Below are 16,738 nucleotides of genomic sequence, written 5' to 3'. Positions count from 1 at the left end.
TAGGCCTATTCAGGCTTGGATGGATACCGTTCGCACGGGGCAGCGGGATGCCGAGGGCGCCCAGAGCCGATTCCTGTAGGTCCATGCGTCGACCGGCAGGGGACAGGTGCGCAGGCTGTACGTAATCACGCATCCCGAGGCCGCCCACCACGTGTCCGCGTTCGTGGGCGGCTGGTTTGTCTCGAAGCTCACCGAGCGCGGGCTGCGCCAGGCTGCCGCCATCGCCGAGCGGATCCGCCAGCTCGTTCCCGTCGACGCCGCAGTAGAGCTCTACTTCTTCGACCTCACACGGGCGGTCCAGACGGGCGGGTCATCGCGCAGCGGCTTGGCGTGGAACCGGTCCTCCTCGCGAGCCTGCGCGAGAGGTCCTACGGCGTGGCGGAGGGCAAGCCGCAGACCTGGCTCGAGGAGCGGTTCGTGCCGCCGCCTTCAACCGGCGACCTGGTGCACCGCCACGACGGCATCGACGGGGCGGAGACCAAGCACCAGTTCGCGTCCCGGATCTACGCCACCGTGAGTGAGATCCTGTCCCGCCCATGCTCCCAGCAGGTCGTCGTCACGCACGGATTCGCACTGACCTTTGTCGTCACCGCGTGGATCCACCTGCCGCTGGCGTCAGCCGGATACGTCAACCTGCGGTCCAGTAACCGAGGCATCACGGTGCTGGAACAGGACGGCTTCTTTCACAACCGCACCGTGGTGACCCCGAACGACACCTCGCACCCGGCAGCGGTGTAGTCCGCCCGGCGGGGAGAAATCATCAATGGCAGGGGTTACGCATGCTGCTGGCAGCCAACGCAGCCAACGCAGCCTGCGCGGTGCCGGTGGCATGCGATACCCCGAGGGTGGCGGGCTGCCCGCTGAGGAGCGCGCCCGGCGCGAACAGGTTCGGCTGGCCGCCGCGAAGTGGGATTGAGAAGGCCGTCAGCGACCGGCAGGTCGCGGCCCGGTTTCGGGTGACCCGGATGTCGGCCAACCGGTGGCAGCGAGCACCGACCGCCAACGGTCAGTCCGCACTGGCCTCCAAGGGGGCTAGGAACATCCGATCACGCGCTGGTCACCAGCGGCGGCCAGCCGATGCCCGGAGGCGACGCAGCGGCGAAGCGACCGAGTCGGCCGCTGCGAACGAAGACGTACGAACTCGTGCGCCTCGTCGTGGGAACGGTGAGTCCCCTGGCGCTGCGGCGTGATCCGCGGATCTCTCCGGCGCGCTCGAGGCGCCGGTGCACCGCCCGATCAGGCGGCTCCATGTTCGATGGACGGGGTCTCGCGTACCGCGGGTGATGGGTGTAGCACTGGTGCGTGAGCGGTCCGGGGACCGACTCCTTCATCAGCCACGCCGGGCGGGACACCGCCTGGGCGGAATGGCTGGCCTGGCAGCTGCAGCAGGCCGGCTATCGCGTCGAGCTGGCCGTGTGGGACTGGGCGCCGGGTGAGGACTTCGTGACCCGCATGCAGCAGGCGCTGGAGCGGGCCGGCCGGCTGCTGGCGGTGTGCACCGAGGCCTACTTCGCCTCCGCGTTCGGGGGCGCCGAGCTGCGCGCGGCATTCGCCCAGCAGGCAGAGGGGCGGATCGTGCCGGTGCTCATCGAACCAGTGCGCCTGCCACCGCTGTACGCGCCGCTGATCCACCTGGACCTGACCGGCCTGGACGAGACCACCGCAGCCGCCCGGCTGCGCGCCCGGCTGACCGGTGGGCGGCCCACAGCCGCGCCGCCATTCCCCAGGGCCGGACCGGCGCCAACCGACAAGCCCGGTTTCGCCGGCGCGCTGCCGGCGGTGTGGCGGGTGCCGCCCCGCAATCCGCGGTTCACCGGCGGGACGGCATGCTCGCCGAGCTGCGCCGGCGGCTGCATACCGGCGAGGGCACGCTGGTGGTGCAGGCGCTCTACGGCCTCGGCGGGGTGGGCAAGACCCAGCTGGCCCTGGAGTACGCCCACCGGTTCGCCGCCGACTACGACCTGGTGTGGTGGCTTGACGCCGAACAACCGGTGCTGATCCCGGACCAGCTCGCGCCCTGGCCGCTCGGCTCGATGTCCCCACGGGGCCCACCGTGGCCGACACGGTCGAGCGGCTGCTGGCCGAGCTGCGAGGCCGGGACCGCTGGCTGCTGATCTCCGACAACGCCGAGCGGCCACAGGATGTCGCCGCCTTCCGGCCCGGCGGGCGAGGGGACGTACTGATCACCTCCCGTGCCCCCGGCTGGGGAGCCCTCGGCGGCCGGCTGGAGGTCGACGTGCTGACCCGCACCGAGACGATCGCCTGCTGCGCGCCCGCATCCCGGGCCTGAGCGAGGAGCTGGCCGACAGGCTCCGCCGAGCTCGGCGACCTGCCGTTGGCCGCCGCTCAGGCCGCCGGCTATCTGGAGCAGACCGACCTGCCGCCGGCGGACTCGGGCGCGGCGCGCTGCCAATGGCACTCGGGGTGCTGATGCGTGCAGTGCTCGCGGCCACGGCGATGACCTGCTGACCGCTGAGGAGGCCGCTGCGGCGGCCCGCGAGGAGTCCCGCGGACCCCACCGAGAACGGCCTGACCAGTTGGATAGCTGAGACGCCCGAGGCCCACTACGTCCGCGAGAACGGCCCCGCGCCTCACACGGCCGCCGGCCGCGAGGCCGCCCGCCGCCGGATCGCTGCTTAACGTCAGCGAGGGATCCCTGTGACGACCTGCACGAGCCCGGGATGCACCGAGGAGGCCGAGCGCCGCCCACCACGCTGACCGAAGGCGGTATCAGCGGGGCTCTCTTGGCGCTCCGAAAGTCACGAACCGTGCTCAGACCCAGAGGCGCCCAGGCATCGAAACGGCGATCAGGGCTCAGCCGTCTAAGCACTTGACGTTGACCCTGTGGCCGCTTCGCGACTCTGGGCTTGACACGGCGCACTTCGCCGGGAGGGACGATGGCCAGGGTCTTCGTCAGCCATGCCAGTAAAGACGCCGCCCTCGCCGCCGAGGTGCATCGCTGGCTGGTCGAGGATGGCCACGAACCGTTTCTTGACCAGGACCTATCCAACGGCATCCTTGCCGGCGAGGAATGGCAGCAGCGGCTGCACGAGCGGCCGCGCTGGGCCGACGCGATGGTGTGCGTCCTCACCTCGGCCTACATTGATTCGCCGTGGTGTAGCGCTGAGCTCGGGATCGCCCAGTCGCGAGGCAGCCGGCTGTTGCCCGTCCGAGTCGAACGGGGAGTGCGGCATCCGCTGTTGAACTCCGTCCAGTACGTGGACATGACCACCGATGCGGCCGAGGCCCGAGCCAAGGTGGCCGAGGCGCTGCTGCGCGTGGACGCCGCAGGCGGATCCGGCTGACGAGCTGACCGCTCTCCCTTTCCGGGGCTGCGTCCGCTGGACACCGACGAGCACTCGGTGTTCTTCGGCCGCGCCCGGGAGGTAGACGAGCTGGCCATGCTGCTGCGTTCTCCGGCCGAGCGGGCGGATCCCGCGGCGCTGATCGTCGTTGGCCCGTCCGGGTGCGGCAAGTCCTCGCTGGTGCGGGCCGGTCTGCTGCCGGTGATGGCGGCCGAACCGGAGTGGTGGACGCTACCGGCAATCCTGCCCGGCGCCCACCCGGTGGCCGCACTCGCCCGCGAGCTGGCCGCCTCCGCCCGCCAGCTCGGCCTGGCCTGGACAGTGACCGACGTGACCCGTCGGCTCAACGACGGGGAGCTTGTCCAGCTGGTCGACGACCTGCTGCTGGCCGTGCCCGGACGGCGTCGCCGGCATCTGCTGGCGTTGGTGGACCAGTTCGAGGAGCTGCTCACCCAGACCGGCCCTGAGGAACGTGTTCGCTTCGCCGAGCTGCTGCGCAACGCGCTCACCGATTCGGTACAGGTAGTGGCCACCCTGCGCCCAGAATTTCTCGATCAAGTACTGGCCAGTCCGGAGCTGTCCGTTCTGCCGGCGCGTACCCACATGGTGCGGCCACTGCGGTCGGAGGCGCTGCGCGCGGTGATCGAGGGCCCGGCCGATCGCGCGGGCATCGCCATCGACGCGGACCTGGCGACCCGGCTGGTCGCCGACACCGGCGGCGGTGAGGCCCTGCCGCTGCTGGCCTACACCCTCGCCCAGCTCACCGACGGGGTGACCGGCGGCGACCGGCTCTCCACCGCCCGCTACGAGCAGCTCGGCGGCGTGCAAGGCGCGCTGGCCGGGCAGGCCGACGTGGCGCTCACCGACGCGGTCACCGCCGGTGGGCGCGACCGCGACCAGGTGATCCGGGAGCTGCTGCGGCTGGTCACCGTCGACGAACAAGGCCGCCCCACTCGCTGGCGCGTGCGCCGCGACGAGCTACCCGGCCAGGTGCTCACCGAGCTGCAGCCCTTCATCGACCGCCGCCTGCTCACCACCGACGCTGAGCACGACCACGTCGTCCTCGGCGTCGCCCACGAAGCCTTCCTGAGCGCCTGGCCACCGCTGGAGAAGGCGATCACCGCCTCCACGGCTGCGCTTCGCGCCCGCCGCCAGGTGGAACGGGCCGCGGCCGAGTGGGCCGAGCACCGGCACGCGCCCGCTCGGTTGTGGGAACGGGGCCAACTCGCCGCCGCCCTCGCCGACACCGGCGCACGCCTTCGGAGCGGCCGCACGACGCGCGGAAGCACATCCAACGAAGAGGTGCCAGGTCCAGATGCGGAATCGGCGAGCCGGTGGTCACGCCGGCGTCGGATCCTGGTCGCCGACCGCGTCGAACTGAGTGCCCCGACGCGGGACTTTCTTCGGGCGAGCATCCGCCGCGACCGGCGTCGCCGCGGCCGGGCCGTCACCATCCTATCGACCCTCCTTCTCCTCGCGCTCGGCCTGGCAGTTATTGCATTCGATCGGCAGGACGCCGCGCAGGACCAGCAACGTGTAGCCGAAGAACGCCTACGGCTAGCTACCGGGCGCCAACTCGTCGCCCAGGCCGAAACCCGTCTCGACCGAGACCCCCGCACAGCGCTGCGGCTCAACGAAGCCGCCGTGCACATGCATGACAGTCCCGAGACTCGATCGGCGCTGGTGAACAACGTGCTCACGACTCCGTACACGGGGACCCTGACCGGCCACGACGGCCCGGTCAGGGCGGTGGCCTTCTCCCCTGCCGGGTCGCTGTTGGCCTCGGTCGGCGACGACGGCACGGTACGGCTGTGGAACTCCAGCGATCCGGCCGCCCCTACCCTCGCCAGCGGCCCGCTGACCGGCCACAACGGCCCGGTCACGGAGGTGGCTTTCGCTCCCGACGGGTCGCTGTTGGCATCGGTCGGCGACGACGGCACCGTGCGGCTGTGGAACATCCGTGATCCGGCCGCCGCCACCCTTCTCGGCACTCCGCTCACCGGGCACGACGGCCCCGTCACGGAGGTGGCCTTCGCCCCCGACGGCAACACCCTGGCCTCCGCCGGCGGCGACGGCACCGTGCGGCTGTGGACCACCGGCGATCCGGCCGCGCCCACTCCCCTCGGCGCCCCGCTCACCGGCCACGACGGCACGGTAAGAGCAGTGGCGTTCGCCCCCGACCGCCCAGTGCTCGCGTCGGCCGGTGATGACGGGACCGTGCGGCTGTGGAACCTCGACGATCCGGCCGATCCCATCCCCTTCAGTACGCCGCTCACCGGCCACGACGGCCGAGTCAGGGCGGTGGCCTTCGCCTCCGAAGGGTCTCTGCTGGCCTCCGCGGGCCTCGACGGCACCGTCCGGCTGTGGAACACCCCTGACCCGGCCGCGCCCACGCCCTTCGGCGCCCCGCTCACTGGCCACGACGGCACGGTCTGGGCGGTTGCCTATGCCCCCGACCGCCCCCCCTGCTTGCCTCTGCTGGCGACGACGGATTTGTGCGGCTGTGGGACCTGACCGGCCTCATCGATCTCCGGGATCACGTCATGAAGCGCGCTTGCTTCATCACCGGCGGCGGCCTGAGCCGCAGCGAATGGGAAAGCTACGTCCCCGGGCTTGAGTACGTCGACGTCTGCAAGAACGTGACGAGGCCGCGGTGACCGCCGCGGTCGTTACGATACGTAACTTGCATCGCCCGAAGACATCCAGCGCGACAAGCGCCTCTTGGCCGATAGCATCGAGCCTCTGCACGGTTGGCCAGCGGAGACGTACTAGCGTGAGTTCCACTCCGATCAAGACGGGCCCTTCCCGAGCCGAAGGAAGAGGAGTCTTCGCACCGGTGTTCACCAGCGAGGTTGCGACACTGGATACCCGAAGCGGGCGAGACTGCCCTGATCGACAACGAGGCACAGGAGGACTACGATGGCCACCTTTTCATTTACATCCGATGACGGCGAACTTGACTCTGCCTCTGCTGTAGTCGAAGTGAGCGCCACCAACCCAAAATACAACCAACCGGCATTGCACGTAAAGCAAGCGGGAGAACGCGGCGGTGCGGCCTCGATCAGGATCGACGACCCGAATCCTGACATCGAGTTCGTGGAGACTGACCCACCGGATACTGACCCCGGCGCCGGGAAGTTCGAGGTTGCCGTTCAGGCGGACAGGCTCCAGATCAATGGCCGCAGCGCGACGGAGAAAAAATTCGACACACTCGTCGTCTTCCAGCGGCCGGGGGCCGGCGGAAATATTGGTTTCGGATTCAAGGAGGCCAAGCAGTTCCGCAAATTTGGTGAAGGACAGGGTGCAATCGTGATTGCGAATGCATCCGTCGCCCCGACGGTGAATGTTGCTGGCGCCGGGATTTTGTACGTCCAGGATGGAGCCCTCATGTATCGCGGGTCTAGCGGCACGGTGACCGTTATCGCCCCGGCCTAGGACGCAATGAATGCCATGAAGACGGGGACCTCCCCCCGGAGCACGCTGCTGGTGAGGCCGGCAGTCGTGACGAGAGGAGGCCTGGTCCTCATGTTGCACGTTGGGCTGGACCTGAGCAGGACCCGTGTGGATGTGCACGTCATGAATGAGACGGGCGCGCCGATGCTGGTGACCACCGCGGCGCCGGACGCCGGCGGCCTGGCCTCGCTGGCCGCCCGGATCGGTGCGTTCGAGCAGCCGGTGACGGCGGCGATCGAGTCGATGACCGGCGCCCGCTTCGTCCATGACCAGCTGGAGCTGCTCGGCTGGGAGGTCCAGGTCGCCGATGCGGTCAAGGTCAAGGGGCTGGCGCCGCTGGCGGCCAAGACCGATCGCATCGATGCGTGGGTGCTCGCCGAGCTGTCCCGGCGGGAGTTGGTACCGGCGATCTGGTTGCCCGATCCGGATGTGCGCGCCGAGCGGGAGCGGGCCCGGTGGCGGTTGCACCTGGTGCGCCATCGCACCGCGCTGAAGAACCGCATCCACGCCATCCTGATGGCCTTTGGCCATCCGTGCCCGGTGTCTGACCTGTTCGGCGCCGCCGGCCGCCGCCTGCTGACGGGCCTGGCGCTGCCCGAGCCGTGGGCCGGGGACGTCGCGGCGGCGCTGCGGCTGATCGACGACCTCGACGACCAGATCGCCGACTGCGAGGCGGCGCTGCGCCGGCTCGGCGCCGATCACCCGTACGTGCCGTTGCTGGTGACCGTGCCGGGCATCGGGCCGGTGCTGGGTTACACCATCGCCGCTGAGATCGGCGACATCGCCCGGTTCGCCACGCCGAAGAAGCTGGTCGGCTACACCGGGCTGTGCCCGACGGTCTACCAGTCTGGCCGCCGCGATCACCGGAACTCACTGGCCAAGAACGGGCCGAAGTACCTGCGCTGGGCGCTGATCGAGGCGGCCACCCACGCCGCCCGCCACCCGGCCTACGCCGAGCGCTACCAGCGGACCCGGACCCGCCTGGGCAAGCAGCGCGGGGCCCGGATCGCCCGGGTCGACCTCGCTCGCCGGCTGGCCGAGGCGATCTGGTTCATGCTCACCACGAATAAGCCCTTCGCTCCGGCAGGCGCCGTAAAACCTCTGGCCGCGTAGACGGCCCCGCATTGAATTGCGCCACCGGAGCGAAGCCCCTCCCATCCGACCTGGTCCTCCTGCCGAGGAGGCGATAGAGAGATGAGCGCGGCTCTTCACCCACCCGGCCGATCCCCTCCGAATCGGTGTCCCTGATCGGTGTCCCTGATCGGTGTCCGTGAGTGGTATCCCAGGGATCCCACGTTCTCCGCGGCCGGTCATTCTGCCGCCGGGTCCTCGCACGTCCAGGTCGTTCGTCCTCGCCGCTGTGCGGCTGCGGGCGCTCCACCTGGACCCGCTGCGGCACCCCGCGGCGCCAGGCTCCTACGCGGGAACGACAGGATCCTTGACAGCGGCCCCCGTCTTCATAGAGAGGTTTTCTCACCAGCTTCGACGGTCGAGTGAGGTCAGGACAAGGGCAGCAGCGACGATGACGCCGATGCGTTGCGGGCAGACGGTGACGCGATCGAGAGCGCGCCACCGGCCGAGCAGGGCGTTGCCGCGCTCGGTGGGCGCGCGGAGCGCGGTGAGCAGTGGTTGTAGCAGCGGTTGTCGGTGTGCAGCCGGCCCTCGGGCTGGTGCTTGACCGGGACGTGGATACCGACACCGGCGCCGGTGTAGCCCTTGTCGGCCAGCCCCGGCAGTCCGCGAGCCGCGTGCGGATAGAGCGCGGGCAGTACCAGTTCGCGGGCGGCGGTCAGGTCATGGGTCGAGCCGGGGCAGACCTCGGAGACCCACAGCGGAAAGCCGGTCGGGTCGAAGACGACCTGCACGTTTCCGCCAAAGGCGTGGTGCTTGCCGGAGTACCACAGGTGGTGCCCGCGCTCGGCGCGGGCGGCGACCCGGTCGGTCGGGATCAGGGTGCCGTCCAGGCACACGAAGGGCTGCCCGGCGGCGTGTGCCCGGGTCAAGACGTCAGTGAGGTCGGGGGCGTGCGCAGCGATCACGTCGAGTGCTTCGTGCAGATAGCGGTAGGCGGTGGCGATGCTCAAGCCCGCCTCGCCAGCGAGGGTGCGTAGGTCCCGGCGGTGGCGCAGCCAGCGCAGGGTGAGGGCACCTGGGTGGGCACCGTGCCGGCATGCTGCGCCGGCCGGGTGCCCGGAGGGCGGCGATGCCGCCCGATCCAGCCGGTCACGGCCTGGAGCACCGAGGTGGACACGTCCAGCCTGGCACGATGAGACACAGCGGGCTCCCGGGGAGGTGGAGATCGGCCTTTGGCGAGACGATCTTCACCCCGAGAGCCCGCGTCCTCTTCGCCGATCCCGTCCCCGACCAGCGATGACGCATATCAGGCCGTCGAAGCTGGTGAGAAAACCTCTCTATGAAGACGGGGGCCGCTGTCAAGGATCCTGTCGTTCCCGCGTAGGAGCCTGGCGCCGCGGGGTGCCGCAGCGGGTCCAGGTGGAGCGCCCGCAGCCGCACAGCGGCGAGGACGAACGACCTGGACGTGCGAGGACCCGGCGGCAGAATGACCGGCCGCGGAGAACGTGGGATCCCTGGGATACCACTCACGGACACCGATCAGGGACACCGATCAGGGACACCGATTCGGAGGGGATCGGCCGGGTGGGTGAAGAGCCGCGCTCATCTCTCTATCGCCTCCTCGGCAGGAGGACCAGGTCGGATGGGAGGGGCTTCGCTCCGGTGGCGCAATTCAATGCGGGGCCGTCTACGCGGCCAGAGGTTTTACGGCGCCTGCCGGAGCGAAGGGCTTATTCGTGGTGAGCATGAACCAGATCGCCTCGGCCAGCCGGCGAGCGAGGTCGACCCGGGCGATCCGGGCCCCGCGCTGCTTGCCCAGGCGGGTCCGGGTCCGCTGGTAGCGCTCGGCGTAGGCCGGGTGGCGGGCGGCGTGGGTGGCCGCCTCGATCAGCGCCCAGCGCAGGTACTTCGGCCCGTTCTTGGCCAGTGAGTTCCGGTGATCGCGGCGGCCAGACTGGTAGACCGTCGGGCACAGCCCGGTGTAGCCGACCAGCTTCTTCGGCGTGGCGAACCGGGCGATGTCGCCGATCTCAGCGGCGATGGTGTAACCCAGCACCGGCCCGATGCCCGGCACGGTCACCAGCAACGGCACGTACGGGTGATCGGCGCCGAGCCGGCGCAGCGCCGCCTCGCAGTCGGCGATCTGGTCGTCGAGGTCGTCGATCAGCCGCAGCGCCGCCGCGACGTCCCCGGCCCACGGCTCGGGCAGCGCCAGGCCCGTCAGCAGGCGGCGGCCGGCGGCGCCGAACAGGTCAGACACCGGGCACGGATGGCCAAAGGCCATCAGGATGGCGTGGATGCGGTTCTTCAGCGCGGTGCGATGGCGCACCAGGTGCAACCGCCACCGGGCCCGCTCCCGCTCGGCGCGCACATCCGGATCGGGCAACCAGATCGCCGGTACCAACTCCCGCCGGGACAGCTCGGCGAGCACCCACGCATCGATGCGATCGGTCTTGGCCGCCAGCGGCGCCAGCCCCTTGACCTTGACCGCATCGGCGACCTGGACCTCCCAGCCGAGCAGCTCCAGCTGGTCATGGACGAAGCGGGCGCCGGTCATCGACTCGATCGCCGCCGTCACCGGCTGCTCGAACGCACCGATCCGGGCGGCCAGCGAGGCCAGGCCGCCGGCGTCCGGCGCCGCGGTGGTCACCAGCATCGGCGCGCCCGTCTCATTCATGACGTGCACATCCACACGGGTCCTGCTCAGGTCCAGCCCAACGTGCAACATGAGGACCAGGCCTCCTCTCGTCACGACTGCCGGCCTCACCAGCAGCGTGCTCCGGGGGGAGGTCCCCGTCTTCATGGCATTCAGTGCTGAACTCGGGGGACGCCTGAAGCACCGCCAGTTGGCAGGACGAAAGGTCCTCCAATACTTTTCCAGTCGGCTCCCTGAAGTCGTTCGCTACGCCGACACTGCATCGCGGTGACGTGGTCCCAGGCCGAAGGCGACGACACCGCTGAGGCCCGACGACTCATCCACGGCCACGACCTCGTCGCTGGTGCCCGCTGGCCCAGCGCTGCCCTGCCGACGTCTGACTGCGGCGGGCGAACCACCAACTGTGCACAGGCGAGATCCTCAGGGTCGAGAACACAGATGACCTGCGATTTGATCTTAGGTCGATTGATGGGCGTTGACACTGGTTGACTATGCAGCTGGACCTGCGGTGACGTAATGGAGGTCGATAAATCCTGACGCACGCAGACGGCAGTATTGGATGCATAAAGGATGCACGACGCGCCGGTCATCAGGGGGTCCTTGGACCGTACCGCCGAGGCCGTGGCATGTCGGGATTGCTCCGTCGACGCGGTCGGGGAAGCGCTCGACGATGGCCCCGGTGATGACACCTCCCAGTGATTCGCCCCAGGCGATCGTCCGCTCGGGCTCCCCAACCTCGGACTCGAAGACGTCGAGGGCCGCCATCTGATCGGCCGGCCCCTCCGCGACTGCCCACCCGAAGTGCGAGTAGGTGGACGCGAGGAGGGCGTACACCTGGTCGAGCAGGGTCGCGCAGGTCCTCGGGACCGGGCTCCGGCATCGGCGGCGACTGCACCAGCCCACCCCGGGCTCAGGTCAGCAGCGTGCCGTTTCGTCGACGGTCTGAGATCAGAGGTCGCCCTCCAGGAACTGGGCGCGACCCAGGCCGAAGGACCAGTCCTCGCGGGAGTTGCCCATGACCGACACGATCAGGTCGCTGGATGCCAGGCCGATGGCCTCCTCGAGGCTCTTCGCCAGCCCGGCGTAAAGCGCGCGCTTCTGCTCCTCGGAGCGGCCCTGTTGGAACACCTGGAGCACGACGAGGTCGGCGGTGCGCTCGATGCCCAGGCCGGTGTTGGCCGCGCTGCCGCCGAGGAACTTCCCGAACGTCTCCACGTCCTCCAGCCCCACGCCGATCTGCTGGGGATAGACGTCGACCCCGCTGCGCCCCAGGGCCAAGACGTCCACGGCCTCCTTCATGGGTTCTCCGCCTCTCGTTCCTGCCCTGACGGGAAGGGAAACTGGCCCCCGGTGTCGTCCCATGCCGGACCTCCCGGTACTCCGCCGCCCCCGGGGTGCTGCGCGATGGCAGTAGCTCTGACCCGACCTCAGCCGCCGCGGACGCCGGCTGGGGCCTCGTGGACGAAGTGCCCGGCGTCGTGCGTCCGGAAGTCGTCCTCAAGCTCCTCCAGGGTGCGGCCGCGAGTCTCGGGCGCGAACTTCTTGACGAAGAACCATGAACCGACGTTGATCAGTGCGAAGAGACCGAAGGTGGGAGTCGCACCCAGTGCCGCCACGAGCGGCGGGAACGCGAAGGAGATGGCCGCGTTCACCGTCCACAGCACAAACACCGCGATGCCCATGGCGAACCCTCGAATGGTCATCGGGAAGATCTCCGAGAGCAGCAGCCACACCAGTGTGCCGATGAATGTCTGCACGAAGAAGACCACGAACAGCATCGCGGCCAGGATGAGGTAGCTGCGGAAGGCGGTCTCGGCCAGCAGGAAGGACAGCGCCAGGATGGCGTGCCCTGCCGCCACACCGGTGAACCCGGTGAGCAGCAGGGTGCGGCGGTTGAAGTGCCCGATGAGGACGATGCCCAGGATGGTCCCGATGATCGCCACCACACCGACGGTGATGGTCAGGATCAGCGACGCGCTCGCCCCGAGGCCGGTCGACTCCAGGATGGTCGGTGCGTAGTAGTTGACCGTGTTGATGCCGGTGGCCTGCTGCACCGTCGCCAGCCCGCAGCCGATCCACAGGATCCGGCGCATCCAGGCGAACTCCCGCAGGTCGCGCATCGCCGCGCCCTTGTCCTCGGAGACGTCACGGCGGGCGTGCTCGGCGATGACGTTGTACTCCTCGGCAGCCTCCGCCGGGCCCCGGCTGAGGCCGAGGACGCGCCGGGTTTCTTCGAGTCGCCCGCGAACGGCATACCAGCGTGGGGAGTCCGGGAGGAAGAACATCCCGACGAACAGCCCCACCGCAGGGATCGTGGCGACGCCGAGCATCCACCGCCAGACGTGCGGGTCGTGGATGAGGGCGTCGAGCAGCGCGTTCATCGCGAAGGCCAGGAACTGCCCGGTCACGATCATCAGCTCGTTGATGGTGACCATGCGCCCGCGCCGGTCGGCGGGGGCCATCTCGGCGAGGTAGAGCGGACACGTCACCGCGGCGGCGCCGACACCAAACCCGAGGAGGATCCGGCCGGTGGTCATGATCACCACGTGGGGTGCGATCGCGCAGATCAGCGCGCCAATCAGGAACAGCCCGGCGCAGACCAGGAGGCTGCCCTTGCGGCCGAGGGCGTCGGCCAGCTTGCCCCCGAGAAGCGCACCGAACGCCGCACCGGGGAACAGCAGGGAACTGACCACCACGGCCTCGGTCAGCGGGGTCAGCGCGAGGTCGTCCCGCATGTACAGCAGCGCGCCGGAGATGACCCCGGTGTCATAGCCAAACAGGAGACCGCCGAGCGTGGAGATTACGGTCAGCTTGACGAGGAACCGGTTGTTCGCTTTTGACCGCCCGGATCCACCCTTCGTCCTCAGGGAATGGCCGCTCCCATGACCGTGACTCGCCACATCGCGCCTTCCTTCGATGTTCGGCCCCTTACTGGGCCCTGCGCCTCGAGGGTGAGCGGAGCGGACGTCGTGACGCCGGCCACTCACCCAGATGGCGTCGAGCACGTTAAGCGCGGGTTGTGAGCGTCACAACGGGCGTTCGCGTTCGACATTGCACATTCAATGTTCGGTCCAGAACACCGAAGTAGGCGGTCGGCACGAGGATCGAGACCTTCCCGAGTGGCGAGCCGCGCACAGGACGGGTCACCCGTCCACGACGTGCGGAAGCACTCCCACCCGTCGCAGGGCACAGGCCAGCTCCGCAGGAGGCCGCTGATCCGTGACCAGTCTCGTCAGTCGGCCGAGCGGCGCGATCCGCGCCGGCGCCGAGGTACGGAACGCCTCCTGCGTCACCACCAGGACCACGTCGTCGGCGATGTCCATGAGCTGCCGCTGAACACTCGCCTCAGCGGGAGACGCGGCGTACAGGCCACGGGCGTCGATCCCGCACGGGGTGAAGAAGAACGTCCGGACCCGCAGCTGGGCGGTCGCAGCTTCCGTCGTCGGGCCGACGAACGCGTGTCGGCCGGCTAGGAGTTCGCCTCCCAGAGCGACCACCCGCTCGAGCCCGCCGGTGGAGAGGCACTGCAGCACGGGCAGGGAGTGGCTGATGACACACCCGCGGAAGGTCTCCGGAAGCGCGCGGGCCACCGCGTGACCCGTCGCCCCGGCATCGATGGCGATCGTGTCCTTATCGCCCACGAGACCCACGGCAAACGCGGCCACCCGTTCTCGGGCCTCAGCGTCGTCGTCCTCGGGAGAGCTGGAACGCAGCGGAGCGCCGGGCGTGAGGCTGGCCCCGCCGTGCACCAACCGGACGTGACCGTCGTCCTCGAGGGCGTGCAAGTCGCGGCGGATGGTCATCTGCGAGACACCGAGCTGGCGGGCGAGGTCGGTGACGGACAAAAAGCCCACCGTTTGCAGCGTCGAGAGCATCCAGCTCCGACGCTCGGTCGCCGCCTCGTAGCGCAGTCCGGTATCGGTCATGCTGCGGACCCCTGGTCCGGATCGGGCGAGGTGGGGGCCGGACCAGTGCTCGACCGGACGACCAGCTCACCGCAGACTTCCAGCGGACTGCGCAGGGCCGCCTCATGGCCCCGAACGAGGTCCAGCAACAGCTCGACGGCGGCGGTCCCGGCCGTTGCGGCCGGGATCCGCACGGTGGTCAACCGGGGCGTCACCATCTCGGCGAGCTGAGTGTCGTCAAAGCCGACGACGCTGATGGCGCCGGGCACAGCGACCCCGCGGTCGGCGAGCCGGTTCACAGCTCCCACCGCGATCTCGTCGTTGTAGGCGACAACAGCCGTCACGGACGTCGCGAGGACGAGATCCGCAGCACGCACGCCGTCCTGGAACCGGGCCGCGAAGGGGCCGAGCTCGGATCCCTCCACGCCCAGTCGGCTGCAGGCGTCGCGGAATCCGCGCAGCCGGACCTCATTGGGGTAGCCGTCCGGGCCGGCCAGGTAGACGACGGCGCGGTGTCCGAGTGCGTGCAGGTGCTCGACGGCGTGACCGGTCCCCTCGTAGAGGTTCGTGAGCACGGCCGGGATGCCGTCGAGGAGGCGGTTGAGCATGACGACCGGCGTCATGTCGGCGAGTGCCAGCAGGGCCTCGTCCGGCATCCGCGGCGACACGAGCAGCAGCCCGTCCACCTGCTGGGCCAGGGCTCGTACCGACGCTTCCTCGTCGGGCACGACCTCGTCGGAGCCGGCGACGAAGAGGGCGTAGCCGTCCCGGCGCGCCTGCCGGTCGACCACCTTGGTGACCAAGGCGGAGAAGGAGTTCGAGATGTCGGGGACGACGATGCCGAGGTTGCCGGTCCGCCCTCGCGCGAGCGAACTCGCCGCCGGATGGGGGGCGTACCGGAGCTCCTCGGCCGCCGTCATGACCCGGCGCCGAGTCTTGGCGGCGACCGCCTGGGGCTGCGTGAAGACCCGGGAAACGGTGGCCGGGGAGACCCCGGCCCGAGCAGCGACCTCGCGAATGGACATCACGCCTCCTCACGGATCTTGAAACAGTATGAAACCGGTTTCAGAAATAGTCAACCCCCCGTCGCTCCTCCTCCGGCTACATCAATGCCCACGTGCTCGACGCAGGCGCGCTGTCAGCCCTCCTCGGTCTCGGCTCGCGGGTCGCGTCGGCGGATGCCGATGGCGAGCGCGGACCCGGCTTACCGCCCCTACGATTCGTCATGGCGCCTGAGCGGTCGCATGCGCACGTCCAACTCGGCCACCAGCTCTACCCGATCCTCGAGCAGTGCAGGAAGCCCGAGGCACTCTGGGCCAAGCTCGCAACCGGGAACTACGACTGGCTGGGTGTCCGGCGGAACGGGAAGTACGTCCTGGGCCGGCCGCGCTTGTCCACCGTCATGCCGGAGGAGCCGGCCGTCTCACCCGACGACACGAAGGATTCCCACCGCGTCGAGTTCGTCAGCCCCCTGCAGCGCACCCCGCGATGGGAGTCCTGCCAGAGCCCCGAGGAGGCCCGGGAAGCCTTCCAGCGGATGGTGGACGGCGATCCGGTCACCCCGCTGCGCAGCTCGGGGGTGTGGAGGGTTCGGCTGGTATTGGACGGCCGGTCGGTGGAGGAGCGACTCGTCATCCGCCCTCTTCCTCGGTTTGTGTGACCGGACGGGACAGCACTGTCGAGTCATCGACGACACAGGCCCAGTGCCACCACCATGCCGCCTGAGGCGCCTCAGGTTCTCCCCCTGACGGGAGGACGGCTGATGAACAGGGTGGAGCTGAGGGGACTCGAACCCTTGACCCCAGCCGTCGGCCGCGGGTTCGCGCGCGTCCGCCTGAGTTCGTCTGCGCAGGTCAAGCGGCATACGGAACGGCAGCGAACGGAGACGGACAGCGCCGAACTGGCCCCAATGGTGGTCAGAATGGTGGTCAAGTCCCGAGGTCCCGGCCCGCGACGGCGGCCCAAACCACCCGGAGGCCATCGTCGCCGAGCGTGACGGCGTCTCGAAGGGTCACGCGGCGGGTCACCGGACCCCTGTGCCCTGTCGGGTCCGCCCGCCTTCCGCAGTCTCCAGCCCGTGGGCCGAGGCGCGGATGCGGTGAGGAAGCGACCCTAGCTACTCCCCACCTCATGCCGCACGCAAGATCACCAACGCTGCGCTGTAAGCCTGCGATTTGATCTTGACAGTGTTGGCAGCGATTGGTCGAAGATGAACGCCCAGGTCAGCGGGGTCCTCCATCACCGGACGTCGTCAGCTGTCGCCGGCAGTTGAGGGCGATTTATTGGTCGTAAGTTGGTCGCGTCGCTGCGGAGGCCATCCCCGATCCCCGCGACGTGCTCAACAG

The 16,738-nt window shown here is 69.5% G+C and carries 14 protein-coding genes and 2 pseudogenes; 10 read left to right on the top strand and 6 right to left on the bottom strand.

Features of this window, described 5'->3' with window-relative positions:
• Positions 1 to 106: 106 nt before the first annotated feature.
• The 9 genes and pseudogenes from ACU610_RS01915 to ACU610_RS01875 all read left to right on the top strand — a co-directional run.
• Positions 107 to 292: pseudogene (locus tag ACU610_RS01915) on the top strand (histidine phosphatase family protein); the annotation flags it as partial.
• A gap of 20 nt (positions 293 to 312) precedes the next feature.
• A complete protein-coding gene (locus ACU610_RS01910; RefSeq protein ID WP_446770685.1) occupies positions 313 to 738 on the top strand; it encodes a histidine phosphatase family protein in 426 nt (141 codons plus the stop codon).
• A gap of 564 nt (positions 739 to 1,302) precedes the next feature.
• Positions 1,303 to 1,998 (top strand): toll/interleukin-1 receptor domain-containing protein, encoded by a 696-nt coding sequence (locus tag ACU610_RS01905; protein ID WP_446766030.1) that lies wholly within the window; start codon positions 1,303 to 1,305, stop codon positions 1,996 to 1,998.
• Positions 1,999 to 2,053: 55 nt separating this feature from the next.
• On the top strand, positions 2,054 to 2,290 hold the full coding sequence (locus tag ACU610_RS01900) for a hypothetical protein (protein ID WP_446766029.1): 237 nt from the start codon (positions 2,054 to 2,056) through the stop codon (positions 2,288 to 2,290).
• Positions 2,291 to 2,897: 607 nt separating this feature from the next.
• Positions 2,898 to 3,305, top strand: a complete 408-nt coding sequence (locus tag ACU610_RS01895; RefSeq protein ID WP_446766028.1) for a toll/interleukin-1 receptor domain-containing protein — start codon at positions 2,898 to 2,900, stop codon at positions 3,303 to 3,305.
• Between the two features lie 27 nt (positions 3,306 to 3,332).
• Positions 3,333 to 5,819 (top strand): NACHT and WD repeat domain-containing protein, encoded by a 2,487-nt coding sequence (locus tag ACU610_RS01890; RefSeq protein ID WP_446770684.1) that lies wholly within the window; start codon positions 3,333 to 3,335, stop codon positions 5,817 to 5,819.
• Positions 5,801 to 5,962 (top strand): hypothetical protein, encoded by a 162-nt coding sequence (locus ACU610_RS01885; RefSeq protein ID WP_446766027.1) that lies wholly within the window; start codon positions 5,801 to 5,803, stop codon positions 5,960 to 5,962. Before ACU610_RS01890 ends, ACU610_RS01885 begins: the two co-directional genes overlap by 19 nt.
• A 262-nt stretch (positions 5,963 to 6,224) precedes the next feature.
• Entirely contained in the window at positions 6,225 to 6,740 is a 516-nt protein-coding gene (locus tag ACU610_RS01880; protein ID WP_446766026.1) for a hypothetical protein, read from the top strand.
• Positions 6,741 to 6,746: 6 nt separating this feature from the next.
• Entirely contained in the window at positions 6,747 to 7,871 is a 1,125-nt protein-coding gene (locus ACU610_RS01875; protein ID WP_446766025.1) for an IS110 family transposase, read from the top strand.
• A gap of 360 nt (positions 7,872 to 8,231) precedes the next feature.
• On the opposite strand, the pseudogene ACU610_RS01870 reads toward ACU610_RS01875, so the two are convergent.
• From ACU610_RS01870 to ACU610_RS01845, 6 genes and pseudogenes are all read right to left on the bottom strand, one after another.
• Positions 8,232 to 9,033 (bottom strand): annotated as a pseudogene (locus ACU610_RS01870) (transposase family protein).
• A gap of 486 nt (positions 9,034 to 9,519) precedes the next feature.
• Entirely contained in the window at positions 9,520 to 10,560 is a 1,041-nt protein-coding gene (locus tag ACU610_RS01865) for an IS110 family transposase (RefSeq protein WP_446766024.1), read from the bottom strand.
• 876 nt (positions 10,561 to 11,436) lie between these two features.
• Positions 11,437 to 11,787, bottom strand: a complete 351-nt coding sequence (locus ACU610_RS01860) for a tautomerase family protein (protein WP_446766023.1) — start codon at positions 11,785 to 11,787, stop codon at positions 11,437 to 11,439.
• Between the two features lie 128 nt (positions 11,788 to 11,915).
• Complete coding sequence (locus tag ACU610_RS01855) at positions 11,916 to 13,493, bottom strand: sugar porter family MFS transporter (RefSeq protein ID WP_446766022.1); 1,578 nt, start codon at positions 13,491 to 13,493, stop codon at positions 11,916 to 11,918.
• Between the two features lie 138 nt (positions 13,494 to 13,631).
• Complete coding sequence (locus tag ACU610_RS01850) at positions 13,632 to 14,414, bottom strand: DeoR/GlpR family DNA-binding transcription regulator (protein WP_446766021.1); 783 nt, start codon at positions 14,412 to 14,414, stop codon at positions 13,632 to 13,634.
• The gene (locus ACU610_RS01845; protein WP_446766020.1) at positions 14,411 to 15,418 is read right to left on the bottom strand and encodes a LacI family DNA-binding transcriptional regulator; all 1,008 of its coding nucleotides are present in this window, start codon (positions 15,416 to 15,418) and stop codon (positions 14,411 to 14,413) included. Before ACU610_RS01845 ends, ACU610_RS01850 begins: the two co-directional genes overlap by 4 nt.
• Before the next feature lie 92 nt (positions 15,419 to 15,510).
• Here ACU610_RS01845 and ACU610_RS01840 point away from each other — a divergent pair, with 92 nt between their 5' ends.
• Positions 15,511 to 16,053: a hypothetical protein gene (locus ACU610_RS01840; RefSeq protein WP_446766019.1), complete on the top strand. Its 543-nt coding sequence runs from the start codon at positions 15,511 to 15,513 to the stop codon at positions 16,051 to 16,053.
• The last annotated feature ends 685 nt before the right edge of the window (positions 16,054 to 16,738 follow it).

This window comes from Geodermatophilus sp. URMC 61, assembly GCF_052931555.1.
Note: the sequence above shows the minus strand (reverse complement) of the source record. Positions and strands in the feature narration are given on the sequence as shown.